This is a genomic window from Saccharopolyspora gloriosae, from assembly GCF_022828475.1.
Taxonomy (GTDB): Bacteria; Actinomycetota; Actinomycetes; order Mycobacteriales; family Pseudonocardiaceae; genus Saccharopolyspora_C; species Saccharopolyspora_C gloriosae_A.
Genome location: NZ_CP059557.1, coordinates 4,956,785 through 4,976,406, shown reverse-complemented (window position 1 = coordinate 4,976,406; position 19,622 = coordinate 4,956,785). Strand labels below are relative to the sequence as shown.

21 protein-coding genes and 2 pseudogenes are annotated in these 19,622 nt (G+C 67.9%); 10 read left to right on the top strand and 13 right to left on the bottom strand.

From position 1 onward, the window contains the following. Positions 1-101 precede the first annotated feature (101 nt). The 3 genes from H2Q94_RS21600 to H2Q94_RS21590 form a co-directional block, all read right to left on the bottom strand. On the bottom strand, positions 102-410 hold the full coding sequence (locus tag H2Q94_RS21600) for a putative quinol monooxygenase (RefSeq protein ID WP_243789016.1): 309 nt from the start codon (positions 408-410) through the stop codon (positions 102-104). Positions 411-449: 39 nt separating this feature from the next. Continuing rightward, positions 450-1,361 (bottom strand): amidohydrolase family protein, encoded by a 912-nt coding sequence (locus H2Q94_RS21595; RefSeq protein ID WP_243789015.1) that lies wholly within the window; start codon positions 1,359-1,361, stop codon positions 450-452. 160 nt (positions 1,362-1,521) lie between these two features. Beyond that, positions 1,522-2,670, bottom strand: a complete 1,149-nt coding sequence (locus tag H2Q94_RS21590; RefSeq protein WP_243789014.1) for a glutathione-independent formaldehyde dehydrogenase — start codon at positions 2,668-2,670, stop codon at positions 1,522-1,524. A gap of 159 nt (positions 2,671-2,829) precedes the next feature. Here H2Q94_RS21590 and H2Q94_RS21585 point away from each other — a divergent pair, with 159 nt between their 5' ends. The 3 genes from H2Q94_RS21585 to H2Q94_RS21575 all read left to right on the top strand — a co-directional run bounded on the left by H2Q94_RS21585 (position 2,830) and on the right by H2Q94_RS21575 (position 4,757). Continuing rightward, positions 2,830-3,105, top strand: coding sequence for a hypothetical protein (locus H2Q94_RS21585; protein ID WP_243789013.1), 276 nt, complete (start codon positions 2,830-2,832; stop codon positions 3,103-3,105). A gap of 73 nt (positions 3,106-3,178) precedes the next feature. Continuing rightward, complete coding sequence (locus tag H2Q94_RS21580) at positions 3,179-3,448, top strand: hypothetical protein (RefSeq protein ID WP_243789012.1); 270 nt, start codon at positions 3,179-3,181, stop codon at positions 3,446-3,448. 146 nt (positions 3,449-3,594) lie between these two features. Continuing rightward, positions 3,595-4,757 (top strand): IS3 family transposase gene (locus tag H2Q94_RS21575; protein ID WP_243789011.1). Its coding sequence is split into 2 segments (ribosomal slippage): positions 3,595-3,873 and positions 3,876-4,757, totalling 1,161 coding nucleotides; the frame shifts between segments, so codons are not numbered across the junction. Positions 4,758-5,142: 385 nt separating this feature from the next. Here the strand turns inward: H2Q94_RS21575 and H2Q94_RS21570 are convergent. Both H2Q94_RS21570 and H2Q94_RS31035 read right to left on the bottom strand, forming a co-directional pair. Beyond that, positions 5,143-5,988, bottom strand: a complete 846-nt coding sequence (locus H2Q94_RS21570; RefSeq protein ID WP_243789010.1) for an alpha/beta fold hydrolase — start codon at positions 5,986-5,988, stop codon at positions 5,143-5,145. Between the two features lie 158 nt (positions 5,989-6,146). Then, positions 6,147-6,254, bottom strand: a complete 108-nt coding sequence (locus H2Q94_RS31035) for a hypothetical protein (protein WP_397545367.1) — start codon at positions 6,252-6,254, stop codon at positions 6,147-6,149. 125 nt (positions 6,255-6,379) lie between these two features. Between H2Q94_RS31035 and H2Q94_RS31030 the strand changes: the two are divergent. Continuing rightward, positions 6,380-6,424 (top strand): annotated as a pseudogene (locus tag H2Q94_RS31030) (hypothetical protein); the annotation flags it as partial. Between the two features lie 153 nt (positions 6,425-6,577). Here H2Q94_RS31030 and H2Q94_RS21555 read toward each other — a convergent pair. From H2Q94_RS21555 to H2Q94_RS21540, 4 genes are all read right to left on the bottom strand, one after another. Next, entirely contained in the window at positions 6,578-7,213 is a 636-nt protein-coding gene (locus tag H2Q94_RS21555) for a GntR family transcriptional regulator (protein ID WP_243789009.1), read from the bottom strand. 228 nt (positions 7,214-7,441) lie between these two features. Continuing rightward, positions 7,442-8,065, bottom strand: coding sequence for a 4-carboxy-4-hydroxy-2-oxoadipate aldolase/oxaloacetate decarboxylase (locus H2Q94_RS21550; protein ID WP_243789008.1), 624 nt, complete (start codon positions 8,063-8,065; stop codon positions 7,442-7,444). Continuing rightward, entirely contained in the window at positions 8,062-9,444 is a 1,383-nt protein-coding gene (locus H2Q94_RS21545) for an MFS transporter (protein ID WP_243789007.1), read from the bottom strand. Before H2Q94_RS21545 ends, H2Q94_RS21550 begins: the two co-directional genes overlap by 4 nt. A 38-nt stretch (positions 9,445-9,482) precedes the next feature. Beyond that, positions 9,483-10,313, bottom strand: coding sequence for a DUF1932 domain-containing protein (locus tag H2Q94_RS21540; RefSeq protein WP_243789006.1), 831 nt, complete (start codon positions 10,311-10,313; stop codon positions 9,483-9,485). Positions 10,314-10,858: 545 nt separating this feature from the next. On the opposite strand from H2Q94_RS21540, the gene mftD reads away from it, so the two are divergent. Next, entirely contained in the window at positions 10,859-12,031 is a 1,173-nt protein-coding gene (gene mftD, locus H2Q94_RS21535; protein ID WP_243789005.1) for a pre-mycofactocin synthase MftD, read from the top strand. Between the two features lie 215 nt (positions 12,032-12,246). Here mftD and H2Q94_RS21530 read toward each other — a convergent pair whose 3' ends face one another. Both H2Q94_RS21530 and H2Q94_RS21525 read right to left on the bottom strand, forming a co-directional pair. Continuing rightward, a complete protein-coding gene (locus tag H2Q94_RS21530; RefSeq protein ID WP_243789004.1) occupies positions 12,247-13,362 on the bottom strand; it encodes an MBL fold metallo-hydrolase in 1,116 nt (371 codons plus the stop codon). Next, a complete protein-coding gene (locus tag H2Q94_RS21525) occupies positions 13,359-14,198 on the bottom strand; it encodes an SDR family oxidoreductase (RefSeq protein ID WP_243789003.1) in 840 nt (279 codons plus the stop codon). Before H2Q94_RS21525 ends, H2Q94_RS21530 begins: the two co-directional genes overlap by 4 nt. 89 nt (positions 14,199-14,287) lie before the next feature. On the opposite strand from H2Q94_RS21525, the gene H2Q94_RS21520 reads away from it, so the two are divergent. Further along, a complete protein-coding gene (locus H2Q94_RS21520) occupies positions 14,288-14,914 on the top strand; it encodes a TetR/AcrR family transcriptional regulator (protein WP_243789002.1) in 627 nt (208 codons plus the stop codon). A gap of 64 nt (positions 14,915-14,978) precedes the next feature. On the opposite strand, the gene H2Q94_RS21515 is transcribed toward H2Q94_RS21520, so the two are convergent. Further along, positions 14,979-15,647 (bottom strand): TetR/AcrR family transcriptional regulator, encoded by a 669-nt coding sequence (locus H2Q94_RS21515; RefSeq protein ID WP_243789001.1) that lies wholly within the window; start codon positions 15,645-15,647, stop codon positions 14,979-14,981. Positions 15,648-15,834: 187 nt separating this feature from the next. Between H2Q94_RS21515 and H2Q94_RS21510 the strand changes: the two genes are divergently transcribed. The 3 genes from H2Q94_RS21510 to H2Q94_RS21500 all read left to right on the top strand — a co-directional run bounded on the left by H2Q94_RS21510 (position 15,835) and on the right by H2Q94_RS21500 (position 18,472). After that, a complete protein-coding gene (locus H2Q94_RS21510) occupies positions 15,835-16,752 on the top strand; it encodes an SPFH domain-containing protein (protein ID WP_243789000.1) in 918 nt (305 codons plus the stop codon). Positions 16,753-17,123: 371 nt separating this feature from the next. Beyond that, on the top strand, positions 17,124-17,327 hold the full coding sequence (locus H2Q94_RS21505) for a type II toxin-antitoxin system antitoxin (protein ID WP_243795836.1): 204 nt from the start codon (positions 17,124-17,126) through the stop codon (positions 17,325-17,327). Positions 17,328-17,455: 128 nt separating this feature from the next. Continuing rightward, positions 17,456-18,472 carry a DUF418 domain-containing protein gene (locus H2Q94_RS21500; RefSeq protein ID WP_243788999.1) on the top strand — a complete coding sequence of 339 codons (1,017 nt, stop codon included), beginning with the start codon at positions 17,456-17,458 and terminating at the stop codon, positions 18,470-18,472. A 113-nt stretch (positions 18,473-18,585) separates the two neighbouring features. Here H2Q94_RS21500 and H2Q94_RS31025 read toward each other — a convergent pair. Beyond that, positions 18,586-18,822, bottom strand: a pseudogene (locus H2Q94_RS31025) (TetR/AcrR family transcriptional regulator); the annotation flags it as partial. A gap of 59 nt (positions 18,823-18,881) precedes the next feature. Here H2Q94_RS31025 and H2Q94_RS21495 point away from each other — a divergent pair. Beyond that, positions 18,882-19,070 carry a hypothetical protein gene (locus tag H2Q94_RS21495; RefSeq protein WP_243788998.1) on the top strand — a complete coding sequence of 63 codons (189 nt, stop codon included), beginning with the start codon at positions 18,882-18,884 and terminating at the stop codon, positions 19,068-19,070. Positions 19,071-19,622: the final 552 nt, after the last annotated feature.

The window sequence follows — 19,622 nt, the reverse complement described above, 5'->3', positions numbered from 1 at the left end:
CCTACTCCACGGTCCGCGACTACGTGCGGGTGCGCCGCCCGGAGATCTCCGACAGCCACGCCGGAGATCATCCACGTCTGACGAACTGGCCGCGATCGAGTTCAGATCGGGGGTTTCTCGGCGATGACGTCCACGGGCTCGATGGTGGGCTGGGCGAACAGGGTGCCGGTGTTGTCGGCGAGGGCTTGGGCGACCTGGCCCGAGAGGTGGGCCTGGCGACCGGAGTCGTCGGGGAAGGCGTCGTAGATGCCGAACGACGAGGGCCCGAACCGGATGGCGAACCACCGCACGGTGGCGGGTTCGTCCTGCACGAGGGTCAGCCCGTGCTGGAGGAAGTCCTCGACGTCTTTCTCTCGGCCCGGCAGCGCCTCGATACGCACGAGAAGCCCCGCGGTCACTGGTTCAGCCATGATCGGTCTCCTTGGAAGGACGTCGTGCGTGGGGTGCTGTCACGACGACAGCGGTTGATCCGAGCGAGCCGGCGTCGCGGCGGCGGGCGCTCGCACGCCGTAGAAGCGCTCGGCGGTGTGAGCCCAGAATGCGTCGAGCTCGGCGGGTCCGAGCTCGGCGACGAGCTGGTCGGTGAGCGCGACCACGTCGGGATACTCGAGGAGCTGGCGCGAGACCGGCCAGTCGCTGCCGAACATGACGCGGTCGGCGCCGAAGGTCTCGAACAGGAAGTCCGCGTAAGGCTGGAACTGTGCCGGCGACCAGCCGGGGCCGACCTCGGTGAGCATCCCGGAGAACTTGCACCAGGTATTGGGCCGCTCAGCCAACCGCAGCATCCACTGCCGCCACTGGTCGTCGGCGTCCGGCCGGTAGGTGGGCTTGGACAGGTGGTTGATCACTGCCGGCAGCTCTGGGACCACCTCCAGCGCGGCAGCGACGGCGGGCAGGTGCTCGGTGCGGGTGAGGGCCTCGAACCGCAGCCCCATCTCGTCGAGCCGCTCGAGGTTGGCGTGCACCTGCGGGCGGGTGACCCAGTTCGGGTCGGGCAGGTCGTGGATCATCGGTCGCACCGCCCGCAGATACTCGTCGGCGGCGAGCTCGGCCAGCAGCTCGGCGTCCTCGGACCGGTCGAGGGCCACCCACCCGGTCACCCCGAGCACGAAGTCGGTGGCGTGGGCGAGCTCGAGCAGGAACCGGGTCTCCTCCACCGACGGTGCGGCCTGCACCACGATCGTCCCGCCGACCCCGGTGGCCTCGAGGGCCGGGGCGAGGTGCTCGGGCAGGTGATCCCCGCGCAGCGGCCCGTCCGTGGGCATCCAGTGGTAGTCGCCGCGCTCGACCCGCGCGGCGCTCCACAGGTGGTGGTGGGCATCCAACCGCCTGCCGGGCAGAACCTCGGGGGGATGAGTCATCGGCACTCCTGGCACGCGTCCGGTACCCGAACACATCGACGAAGCCCACGCCGCTGAGTCCGTCGCGGAGGAACTTCTCCACGTCGGCCCCCCTTGTCCGGCTGTGCTTCAACTCGCACGAGCAGACCTGTGGTGGCCATGAGGCGCCTCCTGGTGCCGTTCAGGCCATGGCGGGTTTGAGGACGACCTTGGTCCAGCCGTCGTCGCGGGCGTCGAAGTGGTCGTAGGCCTCCGGTGCCCGTTGCAGCGGCAGGTCGTGGGAGACGATCCAGGAAGGCTTGGCCCTGCCTTCGTGGATGAGGTCACGCAGGTACCGGTTGTAGCGCTTGACCGGGGCTTGGCCGGTGCCGACCTTCTGGCCCTTGAACCAGAACGAGCCCATGTCGAAGGCGATCTGGCCGTTGCGTTGCATCTCGTCCTGAGATCCGGGGTCGGCGGGCAGGAAGATACCGACCACGCCGATGCCACCGGTGAACCGCACCGACCCCACCAAGTTGTTCATCGTCATGTTCGAGTGCTCGGTGCCTTGCGGGTCGTGGGCCTGGTAGCCGACACATTCGCAGCCGCGGTCGGCGCCGCGGCCGCCTGTCTGGTCCATGACCTGCTGGACCGGGTCGCCCTTCGAGTCGTCGATCGGGATGACCCCGATCTGTTCGGCCAGCCTCAACCGGTCTGGATGCCGGTCGACGATCATGACCCTGCTGGCGCCCTGGAGCATCGCGGAGTAGGCCGCCATCAGGCCAACCGGGCCCGCGCCGTAGACCACGCAGGATTCGCCGGGGTGCAGCCCGGCCAGGCGGGTGGCGTGCCAGCCGGTGGGGAAGATGTCGGAGACCATGACGTAGTCGTCTTCCTTCTCTTCGGCGTCCTCGGGCAGCCGCAGGCAGTTGAAGTCGCCGAAGGGCACCCGCAGGTACTCGGCCTGGCCGCCGTTGAAGGGGCCCATCCCGGCGAAGCCGAACGCGGCACCGGCCATGTTCGGATCGGGGTTGACCGTCAAGCAGTAGGAGGGCAGACCGTTCTCGCAGTTGCGGCAGAATCCACAGCCGATGTTGAACGGCAAGCACACCCGGTCACCGGTGTGGATGCGCTCAACGCCGCTGCCCACCTCGGCCACTATGCCGAGGTTCTCGTGCCCCAGCACCCGTCCGGCTTCCAGGTCGGTGCGACCTTCGTACATGTGCAAGTCGGACCCACAGATGTTCGTGGCCGTGATGCGCACGAGCACGTCCGTGGGACGTTCGATCTTCGCATCAGGCACGTCCTTGACCGTCACCTGACGCGGACCGTCGTAAACCAATCCCTTCATGATCCCACTCCCGACTCGGTGTCGAACAAATCAGTGGACGGGCAACCGTGCACTAACGCCCCGCTCGCGGGGTCCGGCTCGCGGGGTCCGCCCGTAATCGGAAGATGCCCGTCCCCGGAAAAAGGAAACCCCCCTGGCCGCGCGCAGAATCACGGACCGGTGCTGGGCCAGCTTGCCGACGGGGGCGGACCGGTGCTGGGCCAGCTTGCCGACGGGAGAGCCGTCGGCTTCCATCCCCACCGCATCGATGACCGCATCCGTGCCTCGGCCGTGGGTGCGCTCGCGGACCCAGTCGCCGGGGTTGGTCGAGTCCCGGAGGTCGAACACCTCCAGACCGTCTTTGCGGGCGCGATCGAGGCGTTCGGGAACGCGGTCGATTCCGATGACCTGCTCGGCCCCGCGGCGCTGGGTCAGGCCTCCTGGAACGTGTGTTGATCGTGCACACACTGGCCGCGCTGGATGAACTGCTGGCGTCGCGGCACGCCGCCCTGCTGGGAGGTGAGGCGTCGTGGCCGGTGACGGTGAGCAGGCGGCAGCGGGCTCGGCCGAGCTCGAGGCAGCGCGGTTGCTGCTGGCCCGGATGGGCGTGTCCGCCCAGGACCTGGTGGGCACCCCCGCGCCGCGCCCGGTGGCGCCGCTTTGGACACTGCGGGTGCCGATAAAGTATCCGTGCTGGTCATGCGGCATTTCGGTACTCATGGAGGACTCCGCCGAGTCGATCGTGTCGGCAAACGTCGAGGCCAGTGATCTGGCCCTGATCATTGATCGGCGCGGGTAGTGTGCGCAGCGGCGCGGCGTGACCGAGCGTCCGGTGGGGTCGATGCCCGTTGTAGAAGTCCTCGAACTCGCGCAGGGGCCGCCATCATCATTGTTTGGTTGACACCTGACGTGTGAGGCTGTGGCCTCACCTGGAAGGATGCGACCGTGCCCAAGCCCTACCCCCAGGAGTTCCGTGATGATGTGGTCGCTGTGGCCCGTCGTGGCGAGGCTCCGTTGAAGCAGATCGCCAAGGGTTTCGGGATCTCAGAGTCCTGCCTGGCCAACTGGCTCAAAGCCGCGGACGTCGAAGACGGCAAGCGTGCCGGCGTGACGCGGGAGGAGTCCGCTGAGCTGCGGGAACTCCGCAAGCGCAACCGGGTGCTGGAGCAGGAGAACGAGGTCCTGCGCAAGGCCGCGGCGTATCTGGCGCAGGGCAATCTGCCGGGAAAATAGTCTTCCCGCTCGTCCGTGAACTGGCCGCTCCCGGCGCCCCGATCAGGGCGCCGGCCGCGGTGACGTGCAGGGTGCTGGGGATCTCCCGGCAGGCTTACTACCAGTGGCGTCGTGACCCGGTCTCCCGGCGGGACATCGACGACGCGCATCTGATCAACGCGGCGCTGGACATCCACGTCGACGATCCCACCGAGGGGTACCGGTTCATCGCCGACGAACTGTCTGCCCGCGGGTTCGCGGCGTCGGAGAACCGGGTGTGGCGTATCTGCTCGATGCAACGCATCTTTTCTTTGCACGCCAAGAAAAAGGGCCGGTTCCGGAAGCCGGGTCCGCCGGTGCACGACGACCTCGTGGGACGGGAATTCACCACCACCGCCCCGGATGTCACGTGGTTGACCGACATCACCGAACATTCCACTGCCGAGGGGAAGTTGTATCTGTGCGCGGTCAAGGACTGCTACTCCAACCGGATCGTTGGCTACTCGATCAGCCACCGGATGAAGTCCTCGCTGGCGGTCGCGGCGGTGCGTAATGCCCTCGCGCTACGAGCGAACCCACGTGGAGTGATCGTGCACTCGGATCGAGGTAGCCAGTTCCGGTCGAAGAAGTTCCGGCGCCTGCTACGGAAACACGAGCTGACCGGGTCGATGGGCCGGGTCGGGGCGTGTGGCGACAACGCCGCGATGGAATCGTTCTTTTCCTTGCTACAAAAGAACGTTCTCGACACCCGACGGTGGCGCACCCGCGAGGAACTCCGGCTGGCGATTGTGTCCTGGATCGAGACGAAATACCACCGTAAACGCCGGCAACGACGCCTGGGCAAACTCACCCCGGTCGAGTTTGAGACCATCTACACCGCCGCACACGCGGCCTGACACCACTCAACCCCGAGTGACAACCGAAGTCTGGGCAGACCCTTCCATGGTGCACCGCGCGGCTCGTACCGTCGCGCGTGAGACCTATGAGGCAAGCCGAAGAGTGCGTGAGGCAAGGTGACCGTCCTCCACGTTGGCCAAGATCAAATGGCGATTTCCTGGCGACGGGAACGCGCGACAACGCGTAGAAACCCGTCGCAACGAGGAGGAACAAGAGCCGCTGACCTGCGGCGGAACGCAAAATCCCTGGTCGCCAGCGGAAACTCACTACCTTGACACGGTAGAGGTCACTGGTTCGATCCCAGTATCGCGCACCAAATTCAGTAGAACCCCGTTCGGCGAATTTCGTCGGCCGGGGTTTTTGCTATGGGGTGGTGGCCGTCTGTCAACCGGTGGCTGGCGCTTCCCGGATGAACCGGCGGATCGTCGCGGCGAGTTCGCCCGGTCGGTCTTCGGGGATGAGCGTGTAGGAGTCGTTGATCTCGATCAGCCGGCCGCGGGGCAGCAGTTCGGCCAGGCGTCGTCCGTGATCCGGTGGCATGACGCGGTCTTCGGCCGCCCAGATGACGAGGGCGGGACGGTCGAAGCAGCGCAACGCGTCCGCGGCGGCGAACGTGTCGCGTCGGTCGACGGCGCGGAGGTACTTCCGCGCATCGCGCCGGATCGCGGACTGGGTGATCACCGGGTGCAGCCACGAGTCCATGACGTCATCCGGGACTCGTCGTTTGCTCATCCAGCCGAACGCGATCGGTAGGCGCCGCAGGCCGCGGAGCCGCAGAGCCTGTGCCATGGCGGTGATGCCACCCGGAATTTTCGCCGCGAGCCACACCGTGCGTCCGGGAAGGCCCGGCGGGTAGTTGTCGAACGCCTCGCACGAGGTGAGCACCAGCCGCGACACTCGCTGATCGCCGTCCTCGGCGATGGTCAGATGTGCTCCACCCCAGTCGTTCTCCACGAGGGTGACTTCTTGGAGTCCCAGCCTCTCGATGAGCTCGGAGACCAGGCGGGACACTCCGCGCAGCGACAGGTCCGCGTCCGGGCGCATCGGGTGGCGGTGCCCGCCGAGCGGAAGGGTCGGTACCACGCAACGGTGTTCCGCGCGCAGCTCGTGCACCACGTGGCGCCAGAGCGAGCCGTTCTGCGCGAAGCCGTGCAGGAACAGCAGGACCGGGTCGTTTCCGCCGGTGTCGTCGTAGTCGATGGTGCCTGCCGAAAGCTCGACCACTGGCATGGGATTTCTCCTTGCCGTCAACGTGCGAGTAATGGGTCACCGCGGCGGCGGCCTGGTTGAGCACATGAAATCACCGCGCCCGAGTACGGGACACCTATTTCCACGGGAGTGCGAGAGCGGGCGCTCAGCGGCCGGAGTTCGGCGACCTGGGTGAGGACTTAGCCGGCTGAGCCGAACGCGTCGTAGATGGTCCACAGCGGGCAGGATCCGCTGCCCGGGAGAAGTGGAATCCGGTGGCGGACCGGCGTTTCGACATGTTTGTCCACTCGCACGAACGAGAAGGGGACTCCGCGGCTGCCGGGGCGTTGCAGCGCGGACAGGCGGTGGCAGGCGGTTCGAATCCGGCGCCGAACTCACCGCACAGCCGGGCGCCGGCGGGCGGCGCAAGATCATGGGGTTCGGGCACCGGGTGTACGAGCACGGCGATTCACGGGTGCCGACGATGCGCGCGGCGCTGCAAGCCGTCGCCGAACAACTCGCCGCGAACGCGCTCATGCGTTCGTTGAGCATCTACAACGGGCCGACTCAGCGCCCGTTGCCCGCGGGCAGGCCGGGACGGCTCGGCGCCGGGTTCCAGGCCGTGGACGCGCTACTTCGTGAGCATGGTGCGGTAGGCGAGCCGGAGGTGGGCTTCCATGACCGCGTGGGCGGCGGGGGCGTCGCGGTGTGCGATGGCGTCGACGAGGTCGCGATGTTCGCGCAGGCTGCGTCGCAGCTGGTCGTCGCCGTAGAACTGGAATGAGCCGGTCATCAGCGGCGCTCGGGTGAGCGTGGCGGTGATGTTGTAGAGGCGGGGCGACGCGGCGGCTTGCAGGGTGGTCAGGTGCAGCTCGTGGTTGAGCCGGGCGAGTTCGTCGCGGAAGTCCCGAGGGCGATCCTGTTCGCAGGTCTCCATGTGCCCGCACAGTCCGCGCAGGTCGGCCAGCTGGTCGTCGGTGCGGCGCTGGGCGGCCAGCGCGGCGGCGTGGGGTTCGAGCATGCTGCGCAGGGTCATGACCTCGGCGGCGTCGTCGTCGGTCCACGAGGCGACGAAAGCGCCCCGGTGGGGTTTGATCGTGACGAGGTCTTCACTGCTGAGCTTGCGCAGGGCGTTGCGTACGGGCGTGCGGCTGACCTCGTGACGGGCGCACAACTCGTCTTCGACGAGGTGCTCGCCGGGAGCCAGCTGACCGGTCTGGATGAGCGACTTGAGCGCGTCGTAGACCGTCTCGGACGGTCGTGGCATCGCTTCCCCTCCGTGTGCGGCGTCCCGGCGAGCTTAGCGGTCCTTGAAGGATGCTCTTCTGGCAGTTCTCTCGTCAGCGGCGAAGCCGAATCTTTGCGGCGCAGCCGTGCCTGTATGTGCGAAGCACATAGCCCACGTCAAAAAAGCGACCACCGGCGGATTCTCAGCGAGAGGCTCACTGAGGTTCCGCCACCCGACCACAAAGCAGGCCATTCCGGAAAGAAGTCCTCAGCGCGGATCGGCCAGGCCGAGCAGTTCGAGGGTGGTGGCGCCGATGCGGAGGCGTTCGCGGAAGCCGTTTTCCTTGGCCTGGCGCGACTCGGATGCTCGCAGGGCTTGCCCGATCTCGGCTGCGGGGACCCGAACGAGTCCATCGGCGTCGCCGAGCACGACGTCGCCGGGTTCGACGGTGACTCCGCCGACGTGGACCGGAACGTTGATCCGACCCGGTACGGATTTGCTGGTGCCTTTGATGGACAGCCCGCGGGTGAACACCGGGAAGCCGGAATCGATGATGTCGCGGCTGTCGCGGACCGCTCCGTCGATGACGAGCCCGGCGAGGCCGCGTTGCTGGGCCGCGCAGGTGAGCACGTCGCCCCAGGGGCCGGCTTCGAGGTAGCCCTTCGCGTCGACGACGAGGACGTCGCCGGGGCCTGCTTGCAGCACGGCGAGGTGCACGTACCAGTTGTCGGCCGGTGGGAGGTCCAGCGTCACGGCGCGTCCGGCCATCCGGCTGCCCGGGTCGAGGGGCTTGAGCCCGGAATCGAAGGCTCCTGTCTGCCCGTTGGCCTCGTAGACGGTGGCAGTGCCGAGAGCGGCAAGGCGTGCGAGTTGTTCCGGGGTCGTGGTCATGGGATCTCCTTCTGCAGCGCCGGATCGGTGCGGTGCGGGTCGTGCCGGGCGTCGTCGGGTCGCAAGGCGGCTTCGGCGTCGCGGACGAAGCGCAGTCGCACCACGAGCACGCCGGAGATGACCAGGACGATGGCGACGAGCGCGAGCCCGGCGGTGATGTCTCCGGTTGCGGTTTCGAGCGCACCGAACCCGAACGGGCCGACGAACCCGCCGAGGTTGGCGATCGAGTTGATCGAGGCCAGCCCGACCGCAACGGCGGGGCCGGTGAGGAACAGCGAGGGCAGTGACCAGAACGGCCCGTATGTCGCGTAGACGGCGACGGTGACGACGGTCAGCAACAGCAGGGAGGTGACGAGGCTGCCTTCGGCGAACGGCATGGCGCACAACCCGGCGGCGCAGACGAACAGTGGAACCGCCACGTGCCAACGGCGTTCGCGGGTGCGGTCGGAGTGTCGCGCCCACCAGACCATGACCACGGCCGCGGCACCGTAGGGCAGCGCGGAGAGCACGCCCACCGTGGAGTGGCTCAGGTTCTGCCCGAGGCCTTGGACGATCTGCGGGGTGAAGAACGCCAAAACGTAGATCGCGACGGACTTGCTGTAGTAGATCAGCGACAGGGCGAGTACCCGTGCGCCGAGCAGGCTGCGCCAGAACCCGGGCTGTCGGTGGCGGGCGTTTTTGGCGGCGTTCTCCCGCTCCAGGGTGTCGGTGAGCCACCGCTTTTCCGCCGCGCTCAACCACTGAGCTTGGGAAGGTGCGTCGACCAGCACGAACAGGGTGATCACGCCGAGCAGGACGGCGGGCATGCCTTCGAGGATGAACACCCAGCGCCAGCTGGCCAGGTCGAGCCAGTGGACGTGGTCGAGGATCAGCCCGGACAGCGGTCCGGCGATCAGCGTGGCCACGGGGAGGGCGACCATGAACTGGGCGACCACGCGGGCGCGCTCGCGTTCCGGGAACCACTGGCTGAGGTAGAGCAGCACGCAGGGGAAGAAGCCGGCTTCGGCGATGCCGAGCAGCGTGCGGGCGATCGCAAGCTGGGTGACGTTCTGGACCAGGCCGGTCAGCACCGCCACCAAGCCCCAGCTGAACAGGATGCGGGCGATCCAGCGCCGGGCGCCGACTCGGCGCATCAGCATGTTGCTGGGCACCTCGAAGGCGAAGTATCCGATGGAGAACAGCCCGGCGATGAAGCCGAACTGCACGGCGGTGATGCCGAGGTCGCTGTTCATGCCTAGCGCGGCGTAGCCGACGTTGGCACGGTCGATGAACGCGATGATGTAAAGGACGGCGAGGAAGGGGACGATCCGGAGTTTGATCTTGCGGACGATGTCCGGCCGGTAGTGTCCTGGCGCAGCGCCATTGCTGGTGGGGGACATGGTGCTCCGTGGGTGTCGAAGGGCTCCGTCGGGCGCGTTCAGGACCGTGCGGGCGCGGAGTCCTGTTCGGACTGATCGGCGGCGAGGGTGGCGGCGAATCGCTGCTGCGTCGCCCGGGTCATCGCGCTGGGGCGCCCGATCGCTTCGAGCTGTTCGGCGGATTGGGCCACTTCGTGCTCGCGGCGGGCCGCGTGCTGTGCGTGGGTGCGCAGCATCGCGTGCAGCAGCGGGACGAAACCGGTGCGGTCGACGTCGCCGAGCGAGGTCCATAGCTGCTCGGTCACGCCGTACTCCTCGGCGGCCGGAACGCATTCGACGACCAGCGCCTCCAGGCCTTTCATGATCACCGAGCGGAGCAGCTTCACCCGCATCGCGTCCCCGGGTTCGGCCCCGTCCAGCAGCGTCAGCGGGGCGCCCAGCCGCTCCAGCAGGGTGATCAGCCCGGCGCATTCCGGGCCGGCGTAGAGCAGCGGCGTGCGCGGCCCGTTCGCCGCGACGGAACCGGTGATCGCCAGGTCCACGTACCGGATCCCGCCGGTCCGGCAGTGCTCGGCCGACCGCTGCTTGGACTCGGTCGCCGCGGTGCTCAGGTCGGCGACGGTGGCGCCGGAGAACAACCAGGGCGTGATGGTTTCGAGCGCTCGTGTCGCGGCCTGTCCCGGGACGGCGAGCAGGACCACGGTGGACTCGTCCAGCCATGTCCCGGCCGAGGCGTGCAACCCGGTCCCGGTGCTCGCGGCGAACTCGACGGCCTCCGCGCCGGGGGCGGGGTCGAGCAGTTGCAACCGGGGTGCGGGATCCAGCTCCAGTGCCTTGCGGGCGTAGGCGAGTCCCACCTCCCCGCAGCCGACGATGACGACTTCCTGCATGCGGCACCACTCTCACGTGTCAACGATGACGACAAGCAGACAGTACGATCGAAGTACAAAAAAAGCTAGATCCGGCGAAAGAGGGCAGGTTATCCGGTCGATGTACTGAGATAGTTCTATTCGTGGATGGTCGGCCTCGCGCGTCCGGTTGCCGCTGGAGCGGATCGCGCGAGCAGCGTGTCCGCGAATGTGAGCCCAGGTCGGCAGTGCGGCGAGGGCGGCTACCCGCACGTGGGAGGGTCGGCCTTCCGTGCTGACCATCTGCGCGCCGCAGGCTTGCGAACCCCGCGCGGCTTGTGTGGGCTGAGCTAAGTAGCCGCCGACCAGGTCGGCCGAATTTAGAGACAGGCGCTGGCGGCGGCGCTGAGGATCGTTGGCGGCGCCTCGCCTGCGTGCCTTCGCCGGGTCATCCGCTGATCTTGATCAGCAGGCTGCTCTGATCGGGTGGCGTGGTGGGGATGTCGCCGGGAGGGTTTTATTTTGGCACGGGATGCCATTAATCTCGTGGCTGCCGTCACACCCAGCCACGCAAGGGGCGATCCGCGATGAGCAACGGTTGGTTCGAGAGCGTCGCCGAAGCACAGCGCAGGGCTCGTAAGCGCTTGCCGTGGTCGGTCTACGGTGCGTTGATCGCGGGCTCGGAGAAGGGCGCGACGCTCGCCGACAACCAGGCGGCGTTCGGTGAGCTGGGATTCGCCCCGCACGTCGCGGGACTGTCGCCGGAACGGGACCTGGCCACGACCGTGCTGGGGCAGCCGATCTCGCTGCCGGTGGTCATCTCGCCGACCGGCGTGCAGGCGGTGCACCCGGACGGTGAGGTGGCCGTGGCCCGCGCGGCCGCAGCGCGCGGGACGGCCATGGGGCTGAGCGGCTTCGCGAGCAAATCGATCGAGGACGTGGTGGCGGCGAATCCGCAGACGTTCTTCCAGACCTATTGGGTGGGCGGACGGGACGCCGTGGTCCGGCGGATGCAGCGGGCGAAGGAGGCCGGTGCGGTCGGAATGATCGCGACCACGGACTGGTCGTTCTCGCACGGCCGGGACTGGGGCAGTCCGTCGATCCCGGAGAGCATGAGCCTAGCCACGATGCTGTGTTACGCCCCGGAAGCGTTGCGGCATCCGCGCTGGCTGGCGGCGTTCGCGAAGCAGCGCACGATCCCGGACCTGCGTGTGCCCAATGTGGACGGACGTGGCGAGCAGGGGCCGACGTTCTTCGGTGCCTACGGGCAGTGGATGCAGACACCGCCGCCGAGCTGGGACGACATCGCGTGGATGCGCGAGCAGTGGGACGGCCCGTTCATGCTCAAGGGCGTGTGCCGGGTCGACGACGCCAAGCGCGCCGTCGACGCCGGGGTCACGGCGATCTCGGTGTCCAACCACGGCGGCAACAACCTGGACGGCACCCCGGCGAGCATCCGGGTGCTGCCCGCCATCGCGGACGCGGTCGGCGGGCAGGTGGAGGTGCTGCTCGACGGCGGCGTGCGCCGGGGCAGCGACGTCGTCAAGGCGCTCGCGCTCGGCGCGAAGGCGGTCATGATCGGCCGCGCCTACCTGTGGGGCCTGGCCGCGAACGGTCAGCCCGGCGTGGAGAACGTCCTCGACATCCTGCGCGGCGGTATCGACTCCGCTCTGCTCGGCCTGGGGCGCTCCTCGATCCACGAACTCGACCGCACCGACGTGGTCATCCCACCCGGCTTCGAAACCACGCTCGGAGCCTGACGACGCCGCGCCGAACGACTTGCACGACGTCCGCTGCGCAGTTCGCGAAGGGCTGCGCAGCAAGCCTGCTCTGCGGGAAGCCGCGCTTGGACGCGCGTACGCGCACTGCTCACGTCAAGAAGGTGACCACCGGCTGCTTCCTCGCGAGGACAGCACTTCCGTGGTGGAGCCACTCGGGAAGATGATCCCGTGGCGAGGAAGCAACCGAGGCTCCGCTACCCGGCCACCTCCGAAGGCCCTGACCGGCGGATGATCCCGTAATCGAGGCCGCCGTGGGTGTGGGTCGGGACCACCGGCCATTGCCGCTTCCAAGGGGCGCATTCCGAGGACGGGATGATCTGCAGCCACCGGGAGTCCTTCGGCGAGCGCGACGCCATGGTCTTCTCCTTGACCATCGAGTCGTACTGGTCGAGCGAGTCTTCGAGGGTGTTGGCGTTGAGCACCACTTCCCGGTTGAAGAACCGCGCCTGCTGCTTCACGCCGGGGATCTTGGACAGTTCGGGCTGCCAGCTGTCTGCGGCCATGCCGTTCTCGGAGGAGACCCACACGCCGTCGGGGGTGTTCACGAACAGGGAGTGGTTGCCATCGGTGTGTCCGGGCGTCCACAGCAGACTGACACCGATGCCGAGTTCGACGTCGCCGTCGAAGACTTCGAGCCGCTCGGCGGGAACTCCGTCCATGCCGCCGTCGACGTACCAGGCCCACTGCATCGGGTGCGGTGACTCGAAGGTGCCGAGTTCCTTGCGGTGCACGAGGAGTTTGCCGTTGGGGAACAGCGGTTCGCGCGGTGTCCGCTCGCCGGGGATGACCCGGTCGCTGCCCATGATCATCCGGACGTCCTGGACGTGCAGGTGGTCGAAGCTGACGTAGTCGACGTCGTCGTTGCTCAGGCCGAGGCCGGGCAGCACGGTGTCCGGGTCGTTGTAGTACTTGGCGAAGACCTTGTCGGACAGGAAATCGCCCGCCATCCTCTGGAGCTTGCCGTAGAACGGCGCTTCGGCGGAGCCTGCCGCGACGGTCGGTTCCCACACGAGCGTCTTGAGTTCGCCGTCGAAGCCCTCGAACTGGATCACGAACATCCGGTTGATGATCGAGATGACCGGATTGACCGAGAGGTTGTAGCCCTGGAAAGCGTATCGGGAGGGGTAGGGCGCCGCCGCGATGTCGATGCTGCGGATCCCTTTGATCGTGCCCTGTTCGATGAATCGTTCGCGGTAGGACCGGGCCGCCTCGCGTACCGCGTCCAGGCGCTTGCCGCGCGGCCAGATGTCGTGCACGCCCTCGAATTCGGGGATCGGGCGGACCAGGTGCGCGTCCACGTTCGCTGTCATTGTTCGGAGGCCCCCTCTGTGCCGCTCACGGCACGGTTCTCGTAGGTGCGTCGGGCGTTCTTGTCGGCCAGGACCTGGTTCGGCACCACGGCGCGCAGCAAGAGGAAACGGGCCGGGTCGGGCAGTAGCGCCGCCATCCGCGCGCCGAAGTTCAAGCGGCGGGGCAGGGTGATTTCGAAGCGCGGTCGCCGGATGACGGCGAGCACGGCTTGCGCGACCTCGGCGGGGGCGAGCCTGCGCACCGGCCCGGTGGCGGTTCCGGCGGCGAGTTCGGTCTCCACCACACCGGGCAGCACCACCGAGAGCTGGACGCCGCTGCCGTGCAGTTCGGTGCGCACGGCGTTGAGGTAGCCGTACACGGCGTGCTTGGTGGCCGCGTACGTGGCTTCTCCCGCGGGCGCGAGCTTCGCGGCTCCGGAGGCGACGGTGACGATCTGGCCGCGACCGCGGGCGCGCATGGCGGGCGCGGCGAGCCGCACGCCGCGGATGACGCCGAGCAGGTTGACGTCCACTTGGCGCCGCGCGGCGCTGTCCGGTTCCTCGTCGAACGGCCCGACCCACATCACGCCCGCGTTGTTGACCAGCACGTCGATGGGCGCCCAGCGTTCCTCGACGGCCTCCAGGAACGCGGTGAACGAGGCGGTGTCGGTGACGTCGACTGCGAACGCGGCGACATCACCGGGCAGTTGTCGCGCGGTGTCGACGGCGGCTTCCAGGTCGCGGTCGCCGACGGCGACGCGGGCGCCCGCCGCGGCCAGTTCGCGGGCGATCTCGCGCCCGATTCCTCTGGCGGCGCCCGTGACGGCGATGACCAGCCCGGCCGGTGTCCGCTGCACGGTTCCTCCCCTGGAACTCGTTCTGACACGCCTTCGTGTCAGATTGCGGGTAGGCTAACCGAGACCGATCGGCGTTGGAAGGGGCGGGATTGGGACGGGACAACGTCGGCGGACGTCGATACGCGGGCCTGGACCCCGCGGAGCGCGCGCGGCAGCGACGAACCGTCCTGCTGGAGGCCGCCGAAGACCTCTTCGGCACCCAGGGCTATCGCGCGACATCGGTCAAGCAGGTGTGCGTCCGAGCCGGACTGACCCAGCGGTACTTCTACGAATCCTTCCGCGATCGGGAGGCCGCGCTCGTCGCCGTGTACGAGAAGCTCATCGACGGTCTGCGCGCCGCGACCCTGGAGGCGATCGCCGCGGCGGACCGGTCCGAGCTCGTCGACCGCGGACTGGGCGCGTTCATCGACTTCCTCACCGCCGACGAACGGCGCGCGAAGATCGTGCTGATCGAGGTCGTCGGGGTATCGCCGGAACTGGAAGTCCGGCGGCACGCGGCGCTGACCGGGTTCGCGGACCTGGTCGCCGAGATGTGGCTGGGAGCGGGCAAGCCCGCCGCGCTGCACCGGATGACGGCGATGGCGCTCGTCGGCGGGGTCAACTACCTGCTGGTCGACTGGCTGCTCAAAGGAGCCCCCGAACGGCCCGCCGAGCTGCTGCAGGCGTGCACGATGTTGTTCGAGGGAGCCAAAAGCCAGTTCCCGGACCCGGCTTAGGGGTCCTTTCAGGACGAACTGCGCAGGTGCCCGGGACCGTTGCGCGGATCATCCTGCGATGTCTTCAGTTAGCACCGGGATCTTCCGCGGGCGGGGTGACGGGCGCGAGCCACATGCCGGTGATGGCGTCGATCAGGCCGCAGGACGCCGCGTGCCAGTCGGCGCGGGGAGTGGGCGTCTCCTCGGCGAGTGCGCGTTCGCGTTCGGCGCACATGTGCATGATGAGCTGCCGCACCATGTCGTAGCGCTCGGCGCGCACGTCGGTGGGCAGCTCCGGCAGGCAGCGGTCCATGCCGGCGAGCGCCTCGTGCAGCGTCGATGAGGTCAGCGCCTCCTCGACCATGATCGGGCGGAAACCGGGATCGGTCATGAGCTGCGCGGCGAACCGGGCGAACCAGGTCGGCGTGCCGAGGTCGGCGAGGTGCCGGGTGAAGGGGTGGACGAAGCACGCGACCCAGTCCCGGACGTCGGTGGAGCCGTTGGTCTGCTCGACCAGGCCCAGCCGGAGCCGTTCGATCTCCTCGGTGTGCTTGCGCACGATCGCCCGCACCAGGTCGGTTTTGGTGCCGAAGTGGTAGCCCACGGCGGCGTTGTTGCCCTGGCCTGCGGCTTCGCTCACCTGCCTGTTGGAGACCGCGAACAGGCCGTGTTCGGCGAACAGGCGCTCGGCCGTGCTGAGGATTCGTTCCCTGGTCGCCTCGGCCCGATCGGTCCGTGTCGTTCGTTCGCTCACCGTCACCACCCCGCCGGTGTCGCCGCGCCGCCCCGATGGCGGCTGTTGGTCGGCCCGATCATATTCCGTGCCGTTGCTCGGCCGGCCGCCAGCTGACCTGGACTGCTCGGTGACCGCCCCGGAAGAAAAGTGATATCACCATGATACTGTTGTGAAAGTTGAACGATCACTACGCGCAGGGGGCGCCATGACCGCTCAAGTGGACACGCGGGAACGCGAAAAGATCCGGATGCCGGAATCGCCGGTCGAGGAACGGGAGAGCTTCCGGCTGTCGGGAATGCCGATGGCAGGGCTCGCGCTGCTGCTCGTCATCGGCGGGGGAGTGGTGCTCACGATCGGACTCGCCGGGGAGATCGCCGTGCCGATCATCGTCGGGGGCGTGCTGGTGGTCGCCGGACTGCTGCTCTCCGGCGGGCTCGTCGCCGTCGCACCCGGTGAAGCCCGAGTGCTGCAATTCCTCGGCCGCTACACCGGAACCGTGCGCCCAACAGGACTGCACTGGGTGAACCCGTTCAGCTCCAAGACGAAGGTCTCCACCCGGATCCGCAACCACGAGACCGCCGTCATGAAGGTCAACGACTCCGGCGGCAGCCCGATCGAGATCGCCGCCGTCGTCGTCTGGCAGGTCGCCGACACCGCGCAAGCCTCGTTCGCGGTGGACAGCTTCGTGGAATTCGTGGAAACCCAGACCGAGACCGCGGTGCGCCACATCGCCACCAGCTACCCCTACGACAGCGATGACGAGCACCCGTTCTCACTGCGGGAGAACGCCGACGAGATCACCGGCAAGCTCTCCGCCGAGATCACGGCACGCGTCGAAGCGGCAGGCGTCGACGTGATCGAATCCAGGCTGACCCACCTCGCCTACGCCCCCGAGATCGCCCAAGCCATGCTGCAGCGGCAGCAGGCCGGTGCCGTGGTGGCCGCGCGGCAGCGGATCGTCGAAGGTGCCGTCGGCATGGTCGACCTCGCGCTGCAGCGGCTGTCCGAACGGGAAGTCGTCGAACTCGACGAGGAACGCAAGGCGGCGATGGTCAGCAACCTGTTAGTCGTCCTCTGCGGCGACACCCAACCGGTCGTCAATACCGGTTCGTTGTATCACTGAGGTTGTGCGGCTCGTTCTGCTTTGGTGGTCGGGTGGCGGAACCTCAGTTGGTCTCTCGCTGCGGGATCTTTTTCCCAAGTGGCTCCGCCACGAGGGAAAAAGCTGTCCTCGCGAGAGACCAACTGAGAACCCGCCGGTTGTCGGCTTTGTGACGTGGGCTATGCGCTGACGCGCATCCAGGCACGGCCTTCGGCCGCAAGGAGTCGGCTTCGCCGTAAGGAGTCGGCTTCGCCGGAAGGCGCGGCCTTTCGGTCGTAAGGCAGGCTTGCTTCTCAGCCCTTTGCGGGCTTCGTCGTCGTGAGATCGGGTTTGCCGTCGGCGTTGGCAAGATCATGGTGTGGCTCGTACTGGAACGATTACTGGGGCGGGATATGGGCGCGCGGAAGGGTTTTCTCCTTCGGCTGGATCCGGCGATCCACGATGCGCTGGCGCGGTGGGCGCAGGACGAGTTGCGCAGCACCAACGCGCAGATCGAGTTCGTGCTGCGGCGGGCGCTCGCCGATGCCGGCCGGCTTCCGCCGGATGCCGGTGGGCCTGCCAAGCGCGGGCGGCCGCCGAAGTCCGAACAGGACTGAGCCAATTCGGCTGAACGGCCGGGGAGCGTGACCGGATGACCGATCCTCCGGAGTGCCCGGCCGGTTGAAGATGAGTGAGAGCCGGGAATGCGTCCGGTGGTCAGCTCATCTCCACGAAAGCGAACTCCATGTTCAATGCCGCGACAGTCCGATTCGACAGCACACCACCGGACGCTGATGGACGGGCGAAACCGCGGATCGGTGAACTCGACGCCGTACGCGGCATGGCGCTGTGCGGAATTCTTTTCGTCAACATCCCGCCGCTGTTACGGATGGACCTGGAGAAGCTGCCGATCCCGCACTTCCTGGACCTGTTCGTCCAGCAGCGCTTCTTCCCCATCTTCTCGCTGCTGTTCGGCGTGGGGTTCGGGCTTTTCCTCGCGAGCGCCTGGAACCGCTCCGCGCGCCCCCGGCTGCTGCTGACTCGCCGATTGCTGGCATTGCTGGGGCTCGGGCTGCTGCACCAGATCCTGCACCCCGGTGAGGCGTTGGCCCCGTACGCAATGGTCGGGCTGGCCTTCCTGCTACCGCTGAGCTGGGCGAATCGCTGGGTGAACCTGGTGGTCGGCGCCGGCCTGATCGGAGGCAGCCTGGCGTACTTCGGCGGAGGAGTGGCGAACATCCCGGGCTTGCTCGTGTTCGGATTCGCGCTCGCCCAGTTCGACGTGCCGCGGATGCTGCCCCGGCTCGGATGGGCGATCGCGGCGGTGTTCGCGATGTCGCTGGCCGGCGCGGTCCCCGCGCTGATCATCCAGGACCAGGATCCGTTGAATGCCGGGTTCAGCACGAGTTCCGGCGTCGCCGGATTCTGCTTGGCCGTCACCTACATCACCGGGCTGCTCCTGTTGTTGCGGACTCCGCTGCGCCGGGGGCTGGGCGGAGTGCTGGAGCCGATCGGCCGGATGGCGCTGACGAACTACATCACCGCCACTTTGCTGGTGATCCCGCTGGGGCACTTGATCGGCCTGCACGAATCCAACGCCTACGGGGCGATGTTGTTGCTGGCGTTGGGAATTCTCGCGGTACAGGTGCTGTGGAGCAGGCTGTGGCTCGCGCATTTCCGCCAGGGGCCGCTGGAGTGGGCATGGCGCTGCATCACCTGGTGGCAGGTGCTGCCGCTACGACGCGGCGCCCGAGGGGCATGATCTTTCCTGTGCCTTGTCGGGGCGGAACCGGTTGAGGTTCCGTCCCCGGCACCTGCGCAGCTCATTCTGCGGGTACGCCTGGGCACGGCCCGGTCAGGATCTCGGCGGACGACCGGTGCGGCCCGAGCGATGAGCTCGTCGTGGCCCAGATCCGCGACGGCGGGGTCGGCCGGTACGTAGCGGTCGGTGGCGAGCCCGATGAGGAAGACGCCGAGCAGTCCCGCGCAGCGCCGCGGATGGTCCGAGGTGATCCCGGTCTCCGTTGGTGCGACCGGACGGAGACCGAGCGGCCGCACGACATGTTCGACCCGGCCCGGTTCACGCTCGCGCTCTGCGGCCCGGTCGCCCATTCGGCCGTGCTGAGCGATCGGTTCCGGGCCGTGGCGCGGGGGTGCTCACCGTGCGCCACGTGGAGATCGCAGCCGAACGGCCCGCGCTGCGCGGAACCGATTCAGCGACCGTCCGCGATCTCGCGGCGTGGCCGGGGCTGCCGCTGGTGCGGCCGGACGGATGCCTCGCGACGGCGGCCCGAACCGCCGATCCGCAGCCGCTCGCCAGGTGGCCGCACGCCCCGGCGGACCGCCCCGCGGCCCGGTGATCGAGCGCCCGAAAAATCGGGTCGGATTCCGTTGACCGGAACGTAGAAATCGAACCGCGCAGGTGGCCGAGGATCTGTGCCCGCATTCGGCGGTCATTTGCCGAGCTTTTCGGCGCGCGACCATCCGTGCTTGTCGGTCACGGATGGTCGCAGCGTGGTCTCGCTGGTTCCGGTGGTCCCGGGTCCACGTTCCCGCAGCTGTCGCGCACGTTGCCTCGGTCACGTTGTTTTCGCTGTGCTCACAAGTGAAAACACTCCGTGACGTGCGTCGTCGTGGACGCGGCGAACCACTCTGGGGCCGATCGCCGACGCACTGATCATCTTCCGATAAAGTGCCTCGCGCAGGGGGGAATTGCACTTCCGCTCATGCTCGGCACGAGCGGAAGACGACGGTGTGCGGAAGGAGCCGTGTCCCCGGGAAGACGCCTGTTCAGGCCATCTAACGGCGAGACCTCCTGCCTGATTTCAGCCGGTGGGACGAGTCCGGCGCCTCAGGCCGCGCCCGCAGGGACACGCATGCCTCCTCAACACACCACGTCAGATGACCGACAA